Origin of the sequence: Marinobacter oulmenensis, from assembly GCF_014201735.1 — a bacterium.
Classification (GTDB): Bacteria; Pseudomonadota; Gammaproteobacteria; order Pseudomonadales; family Oleiphilaceae; genus Marinobacter; species Marinobacter oulmenensis.
Genome location: NZ_JACHFE010000004.1, coordinates 273,270 through 290,274, shown reverse-complemented (window position 1 = coordinate 290,274; position 17,005 = coordinate 273,270). Strand labels below are relative to the sequence as shown.

General features: G+C 60.3%; 18 protein-coding genes. 7 read left to right on the top strand and 11 right to left on the bottom strand.

What is annotated here, in order from left to right; genetic code table 11:
* Nucleotides 1-3,175: Ig-like domain-containing protein (locus tag HNR38_RS09635; RefSeq protein WP_183702901.1), on the top strand; the 3,175-nt coding region annotated here is incomplete at its 5' end.
* A 75-nt stretch (nt 3,176-3,250) separates the two neighbouring features.
* Here the strand turns inward: HNR38_RS09635 and HNR38_RS09630 are convergent.
* The 3 genes from HNR38_RS09630 to HNR38_RS09620 form a co-directional block, all read right to left on the bottom strand.
* A complete protein-coding gene (locus HNR38_RS09630; protein WP_183702897.1) occupies nt 3,251-5,179 on the bottom strand; it encodes a bifunctional diguanylate cyclase/phosphodiesterase in 1,929 nt (642 codons plus the stop codon).
* A gap of 30 nt (nt 5,180-5,209) precedes the next feature.
* Nucleotides 5,210-5,962, bottom strand: a complete 753-nt coding sequence (locus HNR38_RS09625) for a transglutaminase-like cysteine peptidase (protein ID WP_343068276.1) — start codon at nt 5,960-5,962, stop codon at nt 5,210-5,212.
* Between the two features lie 132 nt (nt 5,963-6,094).
* The gene (locus tag HNR38_RS09620; RefSeq protein ID WP_183702893.1) at nt 6,095-8,287 is read right to left on the bottom strand and encodes an OsmC domain/YcaO domain-containing protein; all 2,193 of its coding nucleotides are present in this window, start codon (nt 8,285-8,287) and stop codon (nt 6,095-6,097) included.
* Nucleotides 8,288-8,311: 24 nt separating this feature from the next.
* On the opposite strand from HNR38_RS09620, the gene HNR38_RS09615 reads away from it, so the two are divergent.
* Entirely contained in the window at nt 8,312-8,539 is a 228-nt protein-coding gene (locus HNR38_RS09615; protein WP_183702891.1) for a hypothetical protein, read from the top strand.
* Here the strand turns inward: HNR38_RS09615 and HNR38_RS09610 are convergent.
* The gene (locus tag HNR38_RS09610) at nt 8,520-9,353 is read right to left on the bottom strand and encodes a M90 family metallopeptidase (protein ID WP_183702889.1); all 834 of its coding nucleotides are present in this window, start codon (nt 9,351-9,353) and stop codon (nt 8,520-8,522) included. The genes HNR38_RS09615 and HNR38_RS09610 overlap by 20 nt on opposite strands.
* A 75-nt stretch (nt 9,354-9,428) precedes the next feature.
* Nucleotides 9,429-9,848, bottom strand: a complete 420-nt coding sequence (locus HNR38_RS09605) for a universal stress protein (RefSeq protein WP_183702886.1) — start codon at nt 9,846-9,848, stop codon at nt 9,429-9,431.
* A gap of 168 nt (nt 9,849-10,016) precedes the next feature.
* Here HNR38_RS09605 and HNR38_RS09600 point away from each other — a divergent pair, with 168 nt between their 5' ends.
* Entirely contained in the window at nt 10,017-10,331 is a 315-nt protein-coding gene (locus HNR38_RS09600; RefSeq protein WP_183702884.1) for an antibiotic biosynthesis monooxygenase family protein, read from the top strand.
* A 4-nt stretch (nt 10,332-10,335) separates the two neighbouring features.
* On the opposite strand, the gene HNR38_RS09595 is transcribed toward HNR38_RS09600, so the two are convergent.
* Complete coding sequence (locus HNR38_RS09595) at nt 10,336-11,307, bottom strand: ribonuclease Z (protein ID WP_183702882.1); 972 nt, start codon at nt 11,305-11,307, stop codon at nt 10,336-10,338.
* Nucleotides 11,308-11,407: 100 nt separating this feature from the next.
* Here HNR38_RS09595 and HNR38_RS09590 point away from each other — a divergent pair, with 100 nt between their 5' ends.
* Together HNR38_RS09590 and HNR38_RS09585 are read left to right on the top strand one after the other, a co-directional pair.
* Nucleotides 11,408-12,262, top strand: coding sequence for a crotonase/enoyl-CoA hydratase family protein (locus HNR38_RS09590; protein WP_183702878.1), 855 nt, complete (start codon nt 11,408-11,410; stop codon nt 12,260-12,262).
* Between the two features lie 2 nt (nt 12,263-12,264).
* A complete protein-coding gene (locus tag HNR38_RS09585; protein ID WP_183702874.1) occupies nt 12,265-12,855 on the top strand; it encodes a CPBP family intramembrane glutamic endopeptidase in 591 nt (196 codons plus the stop codon).
* A 9-nt stretch (nt 12,856-12,864) separates the two neighbouring features.
* On the opposite strand, the gene HNR38_RS09580 is transcribed toward HNR38_RS09585, so the two are convergent.
* Nucleotides 12,865-13,266, bottom strand: a complete 402-nt coding sequence (locus HNR38_RS09580; protein WP_183702871.1) for a DUF2721 domain-containing protein — start codon at nt 13,264-13,266, stop codon at nt 12,865-12,867.
* Nucleotides 13,267-13,279: 13 nt separating this feature from the next.
* The gene (locus HNR38_RS09575) at nt 13,280-14,155 is read right to left on the bottom strand and encodes a LysR family transcriptional regulator ArgP (protein WP_183702868.1); all 876 of its coding nucleotides are present in this window, start codon (nt 14,153-14,155) and stop codon (nt 13,280-13,282) included.
* Between the two features lie 87 nt (nt 14,156-14,242).
* Between HNR38_RS09575 and HNR38_RS09570 the strand changes: the two genes are divergently transcribed.
* On the top strand, nt 14,243-14,851 hold the full coding sequence (locus tag HNR38_RS09570) for a LysE/ArgO family amino acid transporter (RefSeq protein ID WP_183702865.1): 609 nt from the start codon (nt 14,243-14,245) through the stop codon (nt 14,849-14,851).
* A 49-nt stretch (nt 14,852-14,900) separates the two neighbouring features.
* Nucleotides 14,901-15,371 carry a DUF4442 domain-containing protein gene (locus HNR38_RS09565; protein ID WP_183702862.1) on the top strand — a complete coding sequence of 157 codons (471 nt, stop codon included), beginning with the start codon at nt 14,901-14,903 and terminating at the stop codon, nt 15,369-15,371.
* 63 nt (nt 15,372-15,434) lie between these two features.
* Here the strand turns inward: HNR38_RS09565 and HNR38_RS09560 are convergent, their stop codons facing one another.
* The 3 genes from HNR38_RS09560 to HNR38_RS09550 form a co-directional block, all read right to left on the bottom strand.
* A complete protein-coding gene (locus HNR38_RS09560) occupies nt 15,435-15,932 on the bottom strand; it encodes a C40 family peptidase (protein WP_183702859.1) in 498 nt (165 codons plus the stop codon).
* A 75-nt stretch (nt 15,933-16,007) separates the two neighbouring features.
* Nucleotides 16,008-16,388, bottom strand: coding sequence for a ribbon-helix-helix domain-containing protein (locus HNR38_RS09555; protein ID WP_183702855.1), 381 nt, complete (start codon nt 16,386-16,388; stop codon nt 16,008-16,010).
* Between the two features lie 43 nt (nt 16,389-16,431).
* Nucleotides 16,432-17,001, bottom strand: coding sequence for a DJ-1/PfpI family protein (locus HNR38_RS09550; RefSeq protein WP_183702852.1), 570 nt, complete (start codon nt 16,999-17,001; stop codon nt 16,432-16,434).
* Nucleotides 17,002-17,005 lie beyond the last annotated feature (4 nt).

Genomic DNA, 17,005 nt, shown 5'->3' with positions numbered 1-17,005 from the left:
CAGCAGCCTGACCGACGGCGAGCTGACCATCGACGCGGCGGCCACCGACAACAACGGCGAAACCGTCACGGCCCAGGATGACACCGCGACGCTGGATGCGACCGCGGGCGATCTGAGCGTCAGCGGCACCGTGGATAACGCGGCGCAAACCGTGGACATCAGCGGTAGCAGCAGCGACGTGGGTGAAGGTGAGACCGTCAACCTGACGATCACCGACCAGAACGGAAACGAAGTGACCACCACGGCCACCGTGGATGGAAACGGCGACTACAGCGTTGCCGACGTGGACGTCAGCAGCCTGACCGACGGCGAGCTGACCATCGACGCGGCGGCCACCGACAACAACGGCGAAACCGTCACGGCCCAGGATGACACCGCGACGCTGGACACCACTGGCCCGACTCTCGATATCGACGCAACGGAAACCAGCCTCGCCGCCGGTGAAACCGCAACCATTACGTTCAGTTTCAGTGAATCCGTAGCCGGTTTCGACGACAGTGATATACAGGTGACCGGCGGTGCTCTTGGCGAACTCACCCAGGTGAATGGCTCGACCTATACCGCAACCTTCACCGCGGATGGCTCTGAGGCCATCGATGTCAGTGTGGCGGACGCGTCGTATACGGATGCGTCGGGAAATGACGGCACCGGCTCGACTCTCGGGTTGAACGCGGCTCCGGTTGCCGGTGATGTCAGTGGATCAGGTATTGAGGACAGCACGCTGTCTGGCAACGTTCTGTCCGAGTCTGATGATCCCGATGGTGATTCGCTGACTGTGACCGGTTTCGAGGTCAATGGCACCACCTATACGGCTGGCACGTCAGTCACTCTTGAAGGTGAGGGGGAACTGACGATCAATGCCAGTGGAGCCTACACGTTTGCTCCGGAGGGGAACTGGAGTGGGGAACTGCCACCCGTGACCTTCACCGTTGAGGACAGTGAAGGAGCTACCGACAGTGGCACCCTTGAGCTGTCGGTCACCCCGGTTGCGGATGCGCCTTCGCTGTCTCTGTCCGGTGCGGAAGGGGATCCTGCGAGTGTCGGGCTTACTGTTGAAACCTGGAACTATCTCAGTGTTCCCGATCAGCATGGCTGGGGCGATGGTGTCGACGGTGATGCCCTGATTGCCGCGTTTGATGCAGCTGGTGCTGCTGATGACTCAGCGGCCATGGACAGCGTGTCGGTTAACAGTGCGAATGGCCTGAATGCCAACGAAGGTAACAAGATTTCCGGCCTGATTTATCTTGAGGCGGGCGAAACCTATAACTTTGGTGGCTTCAGTGATGACAGTGGCGCCATTGTTGTTGGCGGCGATCTGGTTGCCGCTGGTCGCTGGGGTGAGTGGGGATACGGTCCGGATGGTAACGGTGGCGAGGGCCGCTTCAACGGTGACTATTCAGTCTCCGAGAGCGGCTACTACACACTGGAAATCTATACCCATAACCAGGCCGGCAATGGCGGCTATAACATGGCGGTTGCCGTGGATGGTGGCAGCGCTGAAGTACTGTCTACTGACAACTTTGCGATCTTCCCGGATGTGGAGACCATTGAAGCGGAGGGCGAGCGCCTGGGCAGCTTCCAGGGTGATGAAGATGGCGGTTACTTTGCTGATTACACCGTCAATGAGGGCACAGCCGGTGACCCGATCCCGCTGTCAGAAATTTCAGCCAGCCTGACCGATGGCGATGGCTCAGAAAGTCTGTCGGTTGCTATTGAGGGACTGCCGGTTGGCGCTGTCCTGAGTGACGGAACCAACAGCTTCACGGCCACCGAAGGTAGCCTGGATGCCGACGTGACCGGTTGGGATCTGTCCGCTCTGACGCTGACGGTGCCCGACGATCAGTCCGGGACCTACACGCTGAATGTCGTAGCGACCAGCACCGAGGAGGGCAATGGTGATACAGCAAGTTCTTCCCTGCCTCTGGAAGTGGTGGTCGAGCCGGCTGCAGTCGCTGTCAGCATTGACAGTGTTCAGGCGGTAACGGAGACCGGCGTGGATGTTCTCGCCGAGGTCTGGGGTAGCCTGGATGATGATGATTTCGGTGTGGCCGATATGGAGGTCAACACCGGGAATAACGGTCAACTGGCGGATGGGGACGATCTGGATAATCCCTCAGATTATTGGGGGGCGGAAGAGGGCTCAACCCGAAACCTCTCCATTGTCTCAATAGACGGCAGTAACGAAACAGCGCATCTTCAGGTAGGTGATACCTATCGACTGTCCTGGCAGATACTTGTTGATCGGGGCCAAGCTTGGAAATCGAGTGATGATGTGTGGGTCACTCAGACAATGATCGGCACGGTCACCCGATCCGATGAAACCAATGTGTCCTATGATGACAAGGACATCGTCGTCTTCTCAGGAACGGTTGATGGTGTGGAGAAAACGCTGGTTATCGACAGCACAGGCATCGATGGTGACTCGAACTATTACACCAATGACCGGATGGACAGTACCGTTGGCTTCCGTGAATTCGAAGTCTCCGGTTCTGCCGAGCCCGGCGCCGAGGTGGCGATCACCGATGAATCCGGTCAGGTCGTCGGTACCGTTACCGCGGATGAGAACGGTCAATGGTCCGCCAGTCTGTCCGCAGACGCCTCCAGCGAGGGTGAGCTGACCGCGGTGGCCACGGATGCTGAAGGTAATGTCACGACCGACAGCACCCAGTACCAGGTGGGCGGCAAGGACGATGACACCCTTCAGGGTGACGACGCCGATGACCTGCTTCACGGAGGGGCCGGCAACGACACCCTGCTGGGCGGTGAAGGCGACGATCTGCTGATCGGTGGACTGGGCAATGATGACCTGACCGGTGGCGCAGGCTCTGATGTGTTCCGCTGGGAGTTCGGTGATCAGGGTGATACCCAGGCACAGGACGTGGTTCGTGATTTCACCCTTGGAGATACCGGCAGTTCAGACAATGCCGATGTTCTGGACCTCGGCGACCTGCTGCAGGGCGAGAACGAGGGTAACCTCGCGGACTACATCGTCGCTGAGCAGGATGGCGCCAACACGGTACTGCATGTCAGCAGCCAGGGCGATCTGGGGCAGGCCGGCGGTTCAGCCAACGCCGACCAGGTGATTACCCTGGAGAATGTCAGCATGGACGGGCAGACCTCGGATGAGTTTATCCAGGCGCTGCTGAACAACGGCCAGTTGAACATCGACTCCTGAGGTGGCGGGCCTCCCCGGTTCGGGGAGGCCCGGTTTCAACTGTTCTGGTGTGTCCTTAAACGCCTGCCCGGTCTGTTAATTGGGCAGGCGTTCCTGTTTGCGGAAACCGTCCACGCCACATTGGGTGGCCCGCCGGTTCTGGTCACCGGTCATCTCATCCATGATCACGGTCATGCCGACGGAGTGGGCGACACTGCACACCCGCTGGATAAACAGGGCTTCCTCCTGGTCCTGATCGAGCGCGGAAGCCACGTTACTGTCCAGGTGAATGAAGGACAGCCCGAGGGTGGGCAACAGATTGGAGGCCAGGAAGGTGGTTGATGCATCCACCAGTGCCACCCGGCAGCCAAATCGGGTGACCAGTCCACTGAAGTCCGTGAATTTTTCGACATTGGCAAACGCCGCCGTTTCGCGGATGGCAAGGGTCAGCCGTGATGTCAGTTCCGGGGAGTGGCGGAGTTGCCCGGTCATGGCCGAGACAAATGCTACACTGTCCAGCGCTTCCTGAGACAGGCGGACCGCGACCTGACGCTGGCTGTCCTCTTCCAGGTAGCCGATGGCAGCCGTCAGCAGTTGCTGGTCAAACTCGGATTCCAGCCCGAAACGGCGGGCCCATGGCCCAAACTGGCTGATCGGTATATCACCCTCCTCGGTGCTCAGTTCCGCGGTGAGATCCTCGAACCGGTAATCGCCGTCCGGGCTGTAGACCGGGCTTGCGGTCAGGCGGGTTCGTTCATTGGCAAGGGCCCCGGTCAACAGGCTGCGCCACTGGTCGACAGAACGTGCGTCGGTCTCCTGAGTGGCTTCTGACAACAGGCAGTTCTGCTCCGGCCATTCCAGTTCGGCTTTCGCCAGAAGCGCGTCGACACGGATCATGACACTGGCCCGCTGTTCATCACCCCGGATCCATTCACCCGCCATGATCACCGGCAGTGGCCGGTTTTCATCGAGGGTCTGCTGGTTGATCGCGTCCAGCTTGTGGTTCAGTACCTCCACCAGTTGGTGCAGGTCCGGCCGGTCATGGAACAGAAACGCGAAATCCGAGCCATTCAGGCGGGCGGCCAGAGCGGTTCCGCCGTTGTCGTGAGTGCTGTCCTGCTGCTCCTGCAGCACCTCTGCGACCTGGCATAGAAAATCGTCAGCGCCTTTGCGGCCGAGGCGCTGATTCAGTTCATTCAGGGACAGCACACGCAACAGCAGCAGGCCGTGCTGGTCTTCGGCGGAGCCTTCGCTGAGCAGTTGCTCCAGAGACTGCATGAGTACCTTACGGTTGGGCAGGCCGGTCAGCTCGTCGTGCTGGAGCGCGAAGCGCAGGTCTTCCACGTGGTTTCGTTCCCGGGCAAGCATGGCTTTTACCTTGGCGGCGAGACGGTTCATGGCTCGGGCGACGCGGCGCAGCTCATCGGTATTGGGTTCCTCGCCCTCAATGAACTGCTGATTGCCAATCGCTTCGGCCTGCCGCACGACACCGTCCAGTGGCCCGGTAATGGTCCGGACCAGATAGCGGGCGGCAACCGCGACCAGAACCAGCAGGAACAGCAACCACATCAGGGTTCGCTGGACGGTACTCCAGAGCAGTTCATAGGCGTCGTCGGTGGCGCTGGATACCCGGATCAGACCGTATTCGTTCCAGCCGCTCATAATCCGTGCCGAAGCAGTGGGAGAGTCCAGCGGTAAAAGCGCCTGGAACCAGCCAGGCGCTTGCTGCTCAGCTGTATTCGCCCCGGCCTGGAACACAATCGGCTCTCCGGATACCGGTTCCAGTGAAATATGCCGGAAGTGGCCCATGTCGAACTGGGTCGCCATGAAGGTCTCGATCAGTGCCCGGTCCTTCTCGGATTGTGAGATGGTCAACGCCAGGGCATTGGCGGTATCACTGTTCTTGAGCTGCAATTGTTCTTCCACGTAGTTGCGTATGTTCAGACTGCTGAACATAAAGCTGCCCACGAAGGCCGTTACCAACAGCAGGGAAATCAACAGCCAGAGTTGCTTACTGAGCTTCATACGCCCTCCGCACCGGGTGCATTTGCAGTACTACTGATAGGTGTCCCATGAAATACCTTCCTCTATCATCCGGTTGATCGTCTCCTGCCATCGGGAAAGCCGGCTTGTGGGGGAGTCGGACGATGGCCGATCGGATCCGATCCATAATCTCTCGCTGTTGAAACTGAATACCGGCAGCAGGTCCGGTCGCTCACTGGCAGGCAGTATCCTGCGCACCAGACTGTCCAGAATCAGTGGCTCGGCGCTTGGGGTCGGGTAGTAGGCCAGCACCATGTGGGGCCGGGTGACCGGCGACGATGGCCCGCCAATCCGTGCCCGCACATACACCAGGCGCAGATGCTCATTGGCAACACCGGTGTTGAGCAGGCTGACGTACTTGCCGATGGCGTAATCCTCGCAGTCGCCACGGCCTTCGGTGAGGGTTTCGATGGGCGTCGCCCAGTAATCCTTGGCTCCCCAGACGATGGGGTCTTCGGCGTAGGTCAGATGCCGGTGAAAGAAGTCATTGACCCTTTCCAGTTTGACCTTTGCCGGGGCATCCGTCAGGGAGCCCAGGAAAGAGCGCCAGTCGTCAATGAGCGGTTGGGAGGCCGGGCCATAGCGGGCCTCGGCGGTTTCGGACATGGCCTGGAAATCGATGGTTAGCGTTGCAGGCTTCTCGGCCCAGACGCTGGCTGTCAGGGCCACCGCCGCCACAGCCAGCACCAGGCACAGGGCCTGGAAGGGCGCGCGCCGGCTGCCGGCGCGAACTGGCGAATGAATGGTGTGTGTGGCGGGTCGCACGTGCCGTGGCCTCAATGCATTTCGTGCCTGGGTTCAGTTCTCGACAGTATCAGTCCGAGCCTCCCACAGTGCTCCGGGTATCGCAATAAAAACGGTATTGAAATCTGACACTCGTGCGCCATCGGCCCCCGTTCAGCCGGCGATTCCGCTTCGGCGGGCCCGGGCGGCGTGCAGCTTTTTGTAGCTATCCAGCAGTCGCAGGTGCCGGTCCAGCCCCTCAAGCCGGAGGTTGGTCTCCTCCAGGCCATGGAAACGCACGGAGCTGTCGATGGAACCCAGCACGGCATCCATGGTCTCGGAACCGAACATACGACGGAAATTGTGCAGATAGTCGTCCAGTTCCAGGTCGTCTTCCAGGGTGGCTTCAAGCGTCGCCTGCATCGCCTGATAGAAGAGATTGCGCTCAACGGTGTTGTCGTTGAACTGCAGGAACATGTCGACCAGCTCCCGGGCCTCCTCAAGTTCGCCCTGCGCCAGGTAAATCAGCAGCTTGAGCTCCAGGATGGTGAGCTGACCCCAGATGGTGTTTTCATCGAATTCGATGCCGGTGAGGGTGATGATGGTCATGTAGACGTCCAGCTCGACCTCTTCCAGGCGCTCGACCAGATCGGCCAGTTGGTCATCATCCAGCCGGTGCAGGTTCAGGATGTCCTCCCGGAACTGCAGGGCCATGTTGGTGTTGTCCCAGACCAGATCCTCCACCGGATAGACTTCCGAATAACCGGGCACCAGAATGCGGCAGACCGGAGCGCCCAGGTCTTCGTGCACGGCCACGTAGCTTTCCTTGCCCATGGCTTCCAGAATGCCGAACAGGCGGGAGGCTTCCTCTTCGTTGGAGCCGGAAAAATCCCACTCGACGAACTCATAATCAGAACGCACACTGAAGAAGCGCCAGGACACCACGCCACTGGAATCGATGAAGTGCTCGACAAAGTTGTTGGGCTCGGTCACCGCCATGGAGTTGAAGGTCGGCGCCGGCAAATCCTTCAGACCCTCGAAGCTTCGCCCCTGCAGCAGTTCGGTCAGGCTGCGTTCCAGAGCCACGTGGAAGCTCGGGTGGGCACCGAAGGAGGCGAACACCCCGCCGGTCTGTGGGTTCATCAGGGTCACGCACATGACCGGGAACTGGCCGCCGAGTGAGGCATCCTTGACCAGAACCGGGAACCCCTGTTGCTCCAGGGCGTCGATGCCTTCGACAATCTCCGGGTACTGATCGAGAACGGACCGGGGCACGTCCGGCAGGGCAATCTCTCCCTCGATAATCTCTTTTTTCACCGCCCGCTCGAAGATTTCCGAGAGACACTGAACCTGAGCCTCGGGCAGGGTGTTACCGGCACTCATGCCGTTGCTGAGGTACAGGTTTTCCACCAGGTTGGAGGGAAAGTAGACGGTTTCCCCGTCTGACTGGCGTACATAGGGCAGAGAGCAGATGCCGCGCTCCGGAGTACCTGAGTTGGTGTCGAACAGGTGGGTTCCCAGTAGTTCGCCTTCCGGGTTGTAGATCGCCAGGCAGTGGTCATCGAGAATCCCGTCGGGCAGTTCGCCATCCGGGCCGGGCTGGAACCAGCGCTCATCCGGGTAGTGCACAAACTCGCTGTTGGCAATGTCCGGCCCGAAGTACTGGTCGTTGTAGAAAAAGTTACAGCTCAGGCGCTCAATGAATTCGCCCAGGGCCGAGCAGAGGGCCGCTTCCTTGGTGGCACCCTTGCCATTGGTAAAGCACATGGGCGACGAGGCATCCCGGATGTGCAGCGACCACACGTGAGGCACGATGTTGCGCCAGGACGCGATCTCGATCTTCATGCCCAGGTCCGCGAGAATGCCACTCATGTTGGCAATGGTCTGCTCCAGTGGCAGGTCCTTGCCCTCGATGTAAGTGCTCGCTTCACCGCCGGGAGCGGCTGTCAGCAGGGCCTGGGCGTCTTCATCGAGGTTTTCCACCACTTCAATCTGGAATTCCGGTCCGGTCTGGACCACCTTCTTGACCGTGCACCGGTCGATGGAGCGCAGAATACCTTGGCGGTCCTTGTCGGAGATGTCGTCCGGCAGTTCCACCTGTATCTTGAAAATCTGTTTGTAGCGGTTTTCCGGGTCAACAATGTTATTTTGTGACAAGCGGATGTTGTCGGTGGGAATGTCGCGGGCGTTGCAGTACACCTTCACGAAATAGGCCGCACACATGGCGGAAGACGCCAGGAAATAGTCGAACGGGCCAGGGGCGGAACCGTCGCCCTTGTAACGGACAGGCTGGTCGGATACGACGTTGAAGTCATCAAACCTGGCTTCGAGCCGGAGGTTGTCGAGATAGTTGACTTTGATTTCCATGGAGAGCTTACCGGATTCAGAAATATGGGCAGTTTACGCGGAATAGACGAGGTGATCCCCGACGCGCGGGATGGTCTCACAAAAACGGAACGCACGATACTTTACGTACTCCGTGAAACCCAGAAGGAGCGGGGAGGGCGCAACGTGCCCACGGCCATGCTCTACGGCCGGGTCCTGGAGTATGTGAACATCAGCGAACAGGAATTGCACCTGTACCTGGACCGTCTTGGTGTCAGGGGTGACGGGGGATGAAGCTGAGCGGGTCCAGGCGGTAGAAATCCTGCAGCGTCCGGTAGACCTCCGGCTGCACCCGTGACAGATGCCGCGGCTGCTGGAAAAACGCCTCGGTCAGGACCGCGAAGAACTCCGCGGGCTCCGTTGCACCATAGGGATCCAGCCAGGGCCGGTGGTGGTGCTCAATGGCTTCCCTGAGGTCCTCGTAGGCGGCCGTCATGGTGGTCTGCCAGTGCTCGGCCTGCTGCCCGGACAGCGGCGGTGCGCCGTCCGGAGAACCGTCCAGATAATCCAGTTGATGGGCAAATTCGTGCAGGATCACGTTGTGGGAGCAGTTCGGCGTGGTCGCTGCCTGCAGGCACTGGCTCCATGCCAGGACCACCTGGCCAAACCCGGACGCTTCACCGGCCCGGACTTCTTCACTTTCGTGCACGATCATGCCGTGATGCCAGGCATGCTTCACCCGGTAGACGTCCGGGTAAACCAGGATGCTGCGGATATCGTCGTAGTCGGAAAATGGGCGGTGCAGCAACAGAAGGCAGGCGTGGCCGGCGATGGTCACGCGCACCCGGTCATCCATCTCCAGACCGTCACAGCCATAAAAGTCCTTTTCCGCGAGAAACAGCTGGACCTTTTGCTCGAGCGCGCGCTTTTCCGTCACTGACAGCCGCTGGTAAAACGGGACGTTCGTTTCGAGCAACTGTCGCCATTGCCCGGGAAAGGGCTCCCCCAGCTCCCGTTGCCTGCGCCAGGACCGGTAGAAAAAGAGGTAGAACAACGTAAAGGCAATCAGTGCAACGGCAAAGACGGCAAAAGTCGCGGGGGATGACATACAGGCCCATCCTGAGAAACGTGTGGATCCACTATATCCCAGGATGGCGCTCAGGCCGAATGCGGTCGGCTTCTGTTAACGCACAACGAACACGGAAATATCGGTGTGTTTGACGATCTCCGAACCATTTGAGCGCAGCAGATGCAGTTTGTCGCCAAGCCCGGGTGCATGCGACGCCATCACCACCAGGTCGGCGCCCGTGTTCTTGATGGCTTCCAGGAGCTTGTCGTCCAGTTCGACGGCGGTATCCACTGACGACAGCACTTCCGCCTCGGTTTTGATGCCGTGGGCATTGCCCTGCTCTTCGGCAAATTCATGCATCCGGTCGGCCAGTTCCTCCGGATTATGGGCAGCCGCCCCGGGTGTACTGTTGGTGACCGTTACGTAGCACAGGGTTGCGCCGTAGTGTTTGGCCATGTCGATGGCGGTGTTCAGTGCCTTGGGCATCTTGTCGAGATGGGACAGGTCCACAGGGACCAGAATTTTGCGGTACATATCGACACCTCCCAGTGTTGATGGCCAGCGTCAGGCTGGCCGCAATGACGTCTTCTTTAAGGGTGGTTGCTAACACCGGAAGTTTCCAGTCCGTTCGCTCAGGGTTTGATCCTACGCAATTTGGGGGTGAGGATGGTTGCCTTAACCCCACGACGGGAGGTGAAAAGCATGAAGTACATTTTTGAAGTCCGTATCCGGGAGGGCTATCAGGCGGAGGACTATGCCGATGCCTGGGTCCGGGCCAGTGAACTGATCCAGCAGGCGCCGGGTGCCCGTGGCACTATGCTGCACCGGAAAATCGGTGATCCGCATACCCTGATTGCCATTGCCTCCTGGGACAGCAAGGCAGCGCGGGATGCCATGGAAAAGGACAAGGATCCCCGTATTACCGAGATTATTCGCAGTGCCGCACCGTTTGTGGAGGTGATTCCCCTGGGCGAGTTCGAGGAGCCGGAGTGGGTGGTGATGCCGCCTTCGGCCTGACTGATCAGGACGCCTCCTGCTTTACCAGGGTAAAGTCCCGGTCCAGTTGGTAAGTATCCAGGTCCCGCGCCAGGAACAGCTGCCCCCGGTAATGCTGCAGGGCTTCCGCAGCAATCTGGTTGATGTGAGGTGTGCCACCGGGGCCGGACTGGTACCGGGAGCTGAAGTGAGTCAGCACCAGATTGGGTAGCCCTGCCTGCCGGGCAAAACGGGCCACCTGTTCGGCACAGCTGTGCTGGGGCCAGTGGCCGACTTTATCCGCAATATCCCGGGTGTAGGTGGCCTCATGGATGAGAACATGGCTGTTGCGACTGGCATCGGCCAGAAGCTCGGGAGAATCGTTGTCGCCGGCCACGATGATTTGCCGTGGCGCCCGGCAGATACGGGTGTAATCGTCACTGAGCAGCAGCCGGCCGTCATCAAGCAGGACATCCTCGCCCTTCTGCAGGCGCCCCCAGGCTGGGCCGGCTTCCACGCCATCGGCCTCAAGTTGCTCCTGAATCAGTTGCCGTTCAACCCGGCGCTCGGTGAAGGTGAAGGCACGGCAGGGCACCCGGTGAGACAGGGCGGTGGTGGTTACCCGCAGGTTCTGGTCCTGCCAGTGAACGTTTTCTCCCTCGGAGTCGATGAAATTCAGCGGGAAACTCAGGCTGGAATCGCTGTTGCCAATGGCGGCTTCGACAAACCGGTGAACGGCAGCCGGTGCCACCAGGTCCAGAGGTTCTGACCGACCGAGCATGGAGGCACTGGTTAACAGCCCCGGCAGTCCGAAGATGTGATCTCCGTGATTGTGGGTGATGAATATGGCCCGCAACTGCATCACCGAATAACGGGTCCGGAGCAGTTGGTGCTGGGTCGCCTCGCCGCAGTCCACCAGATACCAGGGTTTGGGCCCGTGCAGGCAAAGCGCCAGGCCTGTTACGTTACGGGCCCGGGTGGGCGTGCCGGCGGATGTCCCGAGGAAAGTAAATTCCATCGTGCCTCGTTTCGCGGTAATGTCCGTTCCAAGGATAGGATGCTTGGTATTCCCTGAAAAGCATCAACACCCCATTCCAGACAAGAAAAGGAGCCGCAAGGTGTCTGAATCCCCCCGTTACCAGTGCTTTGAAGTGGATGTCACTGACCGGATTGCCCACGTCAGGCTGTGCCGTCCGGATGCCCTCAACTCCATGACCCGCGAGTTCTGGCTGGAGCTGCCACAGTGCATGCAGGACATTGAAGCCAACACCGATGCCCGGGTGATTGTGATTTCGTCCACCGGCAAGCATTTCTCCGCCGGCATGGACCTGGGCGTGTTTACCGACCCCAAGGCTGTGCCCATGACCGGTGACCCGGGGCGTATGGCGGAAAACCTGCGCCGTGTGGTGTTGCAGTTGCAGGATACGGTCACCTCCCTTGAGAAGGTTCGGCTGCCGGTGCTGGCCGCATTGCAGGGCGGCTGCATTGGCGGTGCTCTGGATATGGTCTGCGCCGCCGACAGCCGGTACTGCACCCGGGATGCCTGGTTCACCATCAAAGAAACGGAACTGGGTATGACCGCGGATGTGGGTACCCTGCAGCGTCTGCCCAAGCTCATGCCGGAAGGCGTGGTGCGCGAACTGGCCTATACCGGCCGCCGGTTTGGAGCCGATGAGGCCCATCGGCTCGGTTTCGTGAATGCGGTCTATGACAGCCACGAAGCCATGCTGGAGGGCGTGATGGAGATTGCCCGTACCATTGCGGCAAACTCGCCACTGGCCGTCACTGGCTGCAAGGAAATGCTCAACTTCAGCCGGGACCACAGCGTCGAGGACAGTCTCAAGTACATGGCCAACTGGCAGTCCGGTATGTTCCGCCCCAACGACATGATGAAAACCTTCCAGGCCCAGGGCCAGAAGCAGGTGCCGGAGTATGATGACCTGTTCCCGGTCAAAGGGCTGTTTGACAGCTGATCATGGCATCGCGTCGCGGTTCGTCCATTTCCACGGCAGCCGCCCTGGGTTTTCAGGGCGGTATTGGCGTGGTAGGTCTCGGGTTGGTCTGGTGGCTGGGCATTCCTTTGCAGTGGCAGGGCCTGGCTCCGGCGGAGGTACTGCTGCTGGGTGTGCTGGGGGCCGGGCTGACCTATCTGCTGCTGTTGCTGGTTTCAAAAATCCCGGGCCTGTTCCCCGATGACCTGGGCCGTCAGATGCGGGGCCTGTACCGCTTTGCCCGCAGTTACAGTTGGCTGGTGTTGATTGCTCTGTCGGTGCTGGCCGGCGTGGGCGAGGAACTGCTGTTCCGCGGCGCGGTCCAGGGGCTGGCCCTGGACTACCTACCATCCTGGGCCGCCGTCCTTGCCGCTGCGGTTCTGTTCGGGGCGGTGCACTATGTGTCGTTCACCTATTTTGTCATGGCCACGGGGCTGGGGCTGGTAATGGGCACGGCCTATCAGCTCAGTGGCAGCCTGGCACTGGTCATGGTCTGGCATGCCGTCTATGACATGATTGCCATCTATTGCCTGCTGACCTATCCACACTGGTTCGGGGTCCGAGCCAGGCCCTAGTGCGCTTTTCTACGCCTCACCCCGTTTGCTGGCCTCAAAGCGCTCCAGTTCGACGTTGATGGCATTGGTGGAAATCTGGATTTCGTACAGGGAGTAAAGCAGTGACAGCGACAGCAGCACCAGGCTGATGCCGAAGGCGATAACACCCGGCAACTGCAACTCCAGAAACAGCAGGAACATGGACACGGTGCAGAGAAAGAAACTCAGCACACCAAACGCCTGCATGCGCTTGGTCAGCACGATGCGTTTTCGCAACATGCCGATCTGGCGGCCAATCAGGCGGTGGTCTTCCTCGGAGCTCATCTGGCGCAGTTGCCGGATAAGTTGTGCCAGCACCAGAAAGCGATTGGTATAGGCCAGCAGAAGCAGGGAAATCGCCGGGAAGAGCAGGGCGGGTGTGGTCAGGTTCAAGGTCGGGGCTCCTTTACCGCTGGAGTATTCGGGTACGTTTGAGTGCCTGGGTCATGCGTTCCATGGTACCACCACCGTGTCGCCAGAAGTGCCAGTACAGGGGCACATCAAGATGATGGCCGGGTGCGATGGATACCAGGGTTCCGGCCGACAGCTCCCTGCTGGCCTGTATTTCCGGAATCATGCCATAACCCAGCCCGGCCAGCGCCATTTTTACAAAACCTTCGGATGACGGGCACCGGTGATGGGGAAACGAGCTGCGGAATCCGACCCCGGCCAGAAACCGATGCTGTAACTGGTCATTGGGGCCGAAAATGATTGCCGGCGCGTGCCGCAGGCTTTCCTCCGTCAAGCCGTCGGGAAAATGCCGGGCCACATAGTCTGGCGTTGCCAGGGGCAGGTAGGTCATGGTGCCCATGGCCATGCACCGGGCTCCGGCCACTGGTTGCGGGCTGCTGCACAGGCAGGCGGCAACATCCCCCTCGCGCATCCGGCGCAGCCCCACGTCCTGATCTTCAATCACCAGGTCCAGAAGCAGACCTTCCTCCTGACAGAAACGCCCGATCGCCTCGGCCCACCAGGTCGCCAGACTGTCGGCATTAATGGCAATGCGGAGCCGGGATGACGGTTCGGTCAGCGTGGGCAGCGAGGTGGCCAGATCCCGTTCGAGCAACTGCACCTGCTGTACATGGTTGAGCAGACGCTGACCGGCCGGTGTCGCCCGGAGTTCCGGACTGCGTACCAGTACCGGCTGGCCCAGGCGTATTTCGAGGGTCCGGATGCGCTGGGACACAGCGGACTGACTCAGCCCCAGCGCATCCCCCGCGCGTTCAAACCCGCCATGCTCAAGCACTGTGGCCAGCGCCTCAAGAAGTTTGTAGTCAATCATAAGAAAAACTGATGCAGCATTAGGAGTATGAATTTCAAGTATACACCTGCGCGGGTATGCTTGCGTCCTGGTTTGACGGAGGCAGGCATGATTGAGAGTTATCTGACAGGGCTGGTGGTTTGTGGCGGCATCATCGTGGCAATCGGTGCCCAGAATGCCTATGTGCTCAGTCAGGCCATTCGCCGGGAACATCACTGGTGGTCGGCCGGCCTGTGCATGACCTCGGACGTTATCCTGTTTACGCTTGGCATGTTTGGCGTCAGCGCCGCGTTGATGGCCATGCCGCAGGCAATGAAAGTGCTGCGCTGGCTGGGCGTGGCGTTTCTGGGGTGGCTGGCGCTGCAGGCCCTGGTACGCGCCGGACGTGGTCGTGAAGCGCTGCAGGCGGAAGGCGGGCTCGGCCGTCGCAGTGTCAAAGGCGTGCTGTTCACGACCCTGGCCGTGACCCTGTTTAATCCCCAGGTCTACCTGGACACCCTGCTGCTGATTCCCTCCATTGGCGCCCAGCAGGACGATGCCACCAGTTTTGTCGCCGGCGCCAGCAGTGCTTCTGTGCTCTGGTTCAGCGGGCTTGCCTGGTTTGGCTCAACGCTGGCGCCGGTGCTGTCGAAACCGTCTGCCTGGCGGGTGATTGATGGCCTGATTGGCCTGATGATGGCGGCGATTGCCTTGCAGTTGGCTATCGGTGGTCTGTAAGATTCAAACGATCGTATGAATCTGAACGTTCACCCGGGAGCCCGAGATCATGAATGCCACTGTTCGCCGCTGGTTTGCGTCTTCCGGCGCGTTGCGCCGTCTGCTGACGCTGTATCCGCCGTACCTGGGTGCCGGCATCCGGGTGACCCACATCGCCCCGGATTTCCGCTCTGCCACGGTGGAAATGCGCCAGCGCTGGTACAACCGCAATTACGTGGGTACCCATTTCGGCGGTTCGCTCTACAGCATGGTGGACCCGATGTACATGCTGCTGCTGATGCGCCGACTGGGGTCGGGGTATCTGGTCTGGGACAAGTCGGCGAGTATCGAATTTGTTCGCCCCGGGCGGGGCACGGTCACAGCCCGCTTTGAAATGAGTGACGAGCGGCTGAAAGAGATTCAGGCAGCCACTGCCAGCGGCGACAAATACCTGCCCACCTGGGATGTTGAGGTTGTCGATAGTGAGGGTGAGGTCGTGGCCCGTGTCCACAAGGTGCTGTACGTTCGCCGCAAACGGTGATTCAACCGCCCGGTGTTTTCCGTGCCCGGTTAGCCTGAGCCTGCGAGTGAATCGCGAGCCCCATCAAAAACGCCGCGCGCTGCTGAGACGTCCCTGCCAGTAGTAGCCGTTGATGTCAGATACCGTCACGCCCGCCGATGTGGAGGCATGGATGAACCGGTTGTTGCCCATGTAGATGCCGGCATGCTGCTCCTTGCCCGCAATCCGGAAGAACACCACGTCGCCGGGCTGAATGTCGCCGGGCCTGACCACCGATCCCCGGGCCAGCATTTGCGAGGTGGTGCGGGGCAGGTGTTGCCCGAGTCCTTCCCGGTAGGCTGTGAGGATGAAGCCGGAGCAGTCGAAACCGCTCGCCGAGGTGCCGCCGTATTGATAGGGGGCTCCGCGATAGCGTTCGAATACCTGCCAGAGCCTGCCGGTGTCCCCCGGCGCTTCGGTGAGTTCCGGAGGCAGGGGCTGCATCTGAGCCTGCTTCTGTTGCAGGCTTTCATTGCCGGCACAACCGCCCAGAACCAGCAGTATGGCGGCCAGAAATGTCAGGTTGCGGATGGCGAATGGCATGGGAAGCCCCGGCGGAATGAACAGGGTTTCACTGTATTATGACAAAATCGAAATGTCAGCCCTGATGCCGGTTATTTAATGTGTGGATTTGTTGGCCGGGGCAGTGGGGGTTGGCTGGCTGTCCTGACCGGACAGAATGCGGTCAGCGTCCAGGGACGCAATGGGTACCCGGGTGTCGGTGGGTACGTCTCCGGTCAGTTGCAGTTGCAGATAACGCAGGGCGCAGACCCGCAGGAATGAGGTGAAATTGCCCAGGTCGTGGCCGGCATCAATGGATTCGTGATAAAGCCGCGTCAGCAGTTGGGGCAGGTTCATGTCGTCTCGCTGAGCGATCTCTGCGAGTACGTGCCAGAAGGCGTTTTCCATGCGCACACTGGTGACCATGCCATCGATCCTCAGTGAATGGGTCTTGCTGACCCACAGGTCCGGATCCGTGTTGATAAACAGTTTGCACATGGCCACCTCCGGGAAACGGGGCCGGCGGCCGGCCCCGTCGTGATTACTGGTCGAGCAGCTTGAAGAACTGCGCCAGCCAGGCCGGGTGCGCGGGCCAGGCCGGTGCGGTCACCAGATTACCATCGGTGACTGCCTGATCAACCTCGATGCCGGCAAAGCGGCCGCCGGCCAGTTCCACTTCCGGTTGGCAGGCCGGGTAGGCAGAGCACTGGCGCCCTTTGATAACGCCGGCCGCGGCCAGCAACTGGGCACCGTGGCAGATGGCGGCAACGGGCTTGTCGGTTTCGAAGAAGTGGCGTACCAGAGCCTTGACCTCCTCGTTCAGGCGCAGATACTCGGGCGCCCGGCCGCCGGGAATCACCAGGGCGTCGTAATCCGCCGGATTCAGCCCGTCAAAGTCCGCGTTCAGGGCAAAGCGGTGCCCGGGTTTTTCCGAATAGGTCTGGTCGCCCTCGAAGTCGTGGATGGCCGTGGCCACCGTGTCCCCGGACTTCTTGTCGGGGCAGACCGCGTGGACCGTGTGGCCGACCGCCTGAAGTGCCTGGAAGGGCACCATGGTTTCGTAGTCCTCGGTGAAGTCACCGGTGATCATCAGAATCTTTTTCCCGCTCATGGCT